Raw genomic sequence first — 2,422 nt, forward strand, 5'->3', positions numbered from 1 at the left:
GTACAAAAAACGGTATTATCCCGTACAAAAAACGGTATTATCCCGTACAAAAAACGGTATTATCCCGTACAAAAAATGGTGTTATCCCGTACAAATAATATTGACTTGTTAGTGATTAGTGTTATAATGATTTTGAGGTGATTTTATGGGAACTAATTTAGAATTGAAACATCATAAAGATTTTCATAGAGTACAATTTCAAGGATTATCTATGAATCAAAGAAATTTAGTGTTTGCTCTATGTTGTAAGGTTATGAATCAAGACGATAATTTATTAGTATTCAATATAAACGAAATGAGTTCTTTAAGTAAATTAAAAAAAAGAAAAATGTCAAATAAAGAAATGTTTGATTATTTAGAAGATTTATACAATACACTAAAAAAAACATCAATAAAAATAAAAAAAGAAAATGGTGTAAAAATTTTTAGTTTATTTATTGATTATGAATCATTTGAAGATGAAGGGAAATTTCAAATTAAGGTAAATAGTTCATTCCGTTATATGTTAAACGATATAAAAGAGCCATTTACTATACAAAATTTAGAAGAATATACAAATTTAAAAAGTGGTTATTCTCAATTGTTATATTCTCTTTTAAAAGAATGGGAAAAGAAAAAAGAACATATATTTACAATAGATGAATTTAGAAATGATTTAGGGATTCCAGAAACATATGATTTTGATATTATTAATAAAAGAGTATTAAATCAAATTTTGAAAGAATTACCTCCATATTTTCCAAATTTAAAATTAGAAAAAATAAAAACTGGAAGAAAGGTTACTAGTTTAAAGTTTACTTGGGGAAATCGAATAGAAAAAATTGAGAACAAAAATAATAGTGATGTTATTGATATAGTTGAAATTTCAGATAAAAACACTCCTTTATAAATTGTTTTTAAATTTTTCTAAATCTTCTAAATTTTGTATTTCTGCGAGTTGAGACCATAAATTCATTCGTTTGTTTGTTGATAAATCACTATTTCTTATTAAGTTTGATACTTTTTCTTTTTCAATATCTAAATCAGATTTTTTTGGCTCTGTAAAATCGCTTTTAAAGGCTGTTTCAATCTGTTCTTGACCTAATGTATACCCTTGATTTTCCTTGATTTTATCCATTTTTGAATTTTTTATATCTTCAATTTTAGAAGTTAATATTTTAGAAAAACTTTTAATTTCTGAATTATATTTATAAAGTTCTCCAAGAGCTTTAATTATATCTTTTTCATCATATTTTTGAAGTAATTTTTCCATAGCCTTTTGAGAATAGGAATCATCAACAAATCTATTTTTTCTAGATTTTTCTATAGAATTTATTAATTTTTCAGAAAATAATGGAACTATTGAAATTATATTATCATTAGTAAAAAATCTTATATATTTCCATGTTCTTCCATCTTTTTCAATTTCCCATTCAAGAGAAATATTTTCAAGAACTTTTATTTCATCTTTTGCTTTTTCTAATACCCTTCTTGTTATGTCATTATTTTTATAACTATTCGGATAACCAGTTATTTTCTGAAATTTGTCTATACTTATCTTAGGGGTACTAAAATTATATCTTTTAACTATTTCATATATTTTTAAACTGTATTTGCTTTTAAAAAGATTCAATAAATCAAAATTTAATGCAGTATAGTAATTAGATTTTCTTAATCTTTCTCTAACAGTACTTGGACATTCTAAATATATTTTTTTTTCTTTTATTTCATATTGGGATAAAAAAGTAAAAACTGTCAGATATTTGCCATTAACAACTTTAATTTCAGTTGTTAATAATTTTCTTAATGTATTTATAATCATACTATTGTGATCTTTTTTATTTGAACCACAAAATTTAATTAAACTACTAATTTCAATTGAAAATACTGTTTCAGTATTCTCCATTTTATAAAACGCCTGAGCTTCTTTTAAAATATAATTAAAAGCAAGTTGTAGTGATAATAGTGAATTAATTTCATTTTCTTCAATCATAATAATATCATTATCTTTGTATAAAATTTCTTTTAAACTCATAGTTCACCACCATAATCGAGTGAAAAATCTTCATTCCATAAAATTTTATAATTTTCATGTATTAAACTTAATAACTGAAGTTCCATTAATGATTCCTCAATTAAACAATCTTTATCAACTTTTTCAGTTAAATTAAATACATTTTCCGTTATAATAAAAACTTCTTTTCTTCTTTGGATATAAATTATTTGATTAGTTTCTTTTTTGTATAAGAGAAAGTACTCTTTATCTTCTAAATTTTTTAATAAACCATTTTTTGAAAATGGTTTCATTTTCTCTATTGTCATGTTTCAAAACTCCTTTAAAATAAGCATTTAACAAAATATATCACATACAACTGCGAAAGTAAACACTTTTGTCGCAGTTTTTTATACTTTTGTCGCAGTTTTTTATACTTTTGTCGCAGTT

3 protein-coding genes are annotated in these 2,422 nt (G+C 22.8%); 1 reads left to right on the top strand and 2 read right to left on the bottom strand.

Annotation, left to right across the window (positions count from 1 at the left end; genetic code table 11):
* Positions 1 to 145: 145 nt before the first annotated feature.
* Entirely contained in the window at positions 146 to 889 is a 744-nt protein-coding gene (locus tag L992_RS12340; RefSeq protein ID WP_047396598.1) for a replication initiation protein, read from the top strand.
* On the opposite strand, the gene L992_RS12345 is transcribed toward L992_RS12340, so the two are convergent.
* Both L992_RS12345 and L992_RS12350 read right to left on the bottom strand, forming a co-directional pair.
* A complete protein-coding gene (locus L992_RS12345) occupies positions 884 to 2,014 on the bottom strand; it encodes a replication initiation protein (RefSeq protein ID WP_047396600.1) in 1,131 nt (376 codons plus the stop codon). The two genes, L992_RS12340 and L992_RS12345, sit on opposite strands and share 6 nt — an antisense overlap.
* A complete protein-coding gene (locus L992_RS12350) occupies positions 2,011 to 2,301 on the bottom strand; it encodes a hypothetical protein (protein WP_047396602.1) in 291 nt (96 codons plus the stop codon). Before L992_RS12350 ends, L992_RS12345 begins: the two co-directional genes overlap by 4 nt.
* Between the last annotated feature and the right edge of the window lie 121 nt (positions 2,302 to 2,422).

The sequence above is a fragment of the Cetobacterium sp. ZOR0034 genome (assembly GCF_000799075.1).
Lineage (GTDB): Bacteria > Fusobacteriota > Fusobacteriia > Fusobacteriales > Fusobacteriaceae > Cetobacterium_A.

Excerpts from the sequence above, each read along its gene's own strand:
- L992_RS12340 (WP_047396598.1), top strand. The coding sequence starts at position 146 with ATGGGAACTAATTTAGAATTGAAACATCATAAAGATTTTCATAGAGTA.
- L992_RS12345 (WP_047396600.1), bottom strand. The coding sequence starts at position 2,014 with ATGAGTTTAAAAGAAATTTTATACAAAGATAATGATATTATTATGATT.
- L992_RS12350 (WP_047396602.1), bottom strand. The coding sequence starts at position 2,301 with ATGACAATAGAGAAAATGAAACCATTTTCAAAAAATGGTTTATTAAAA.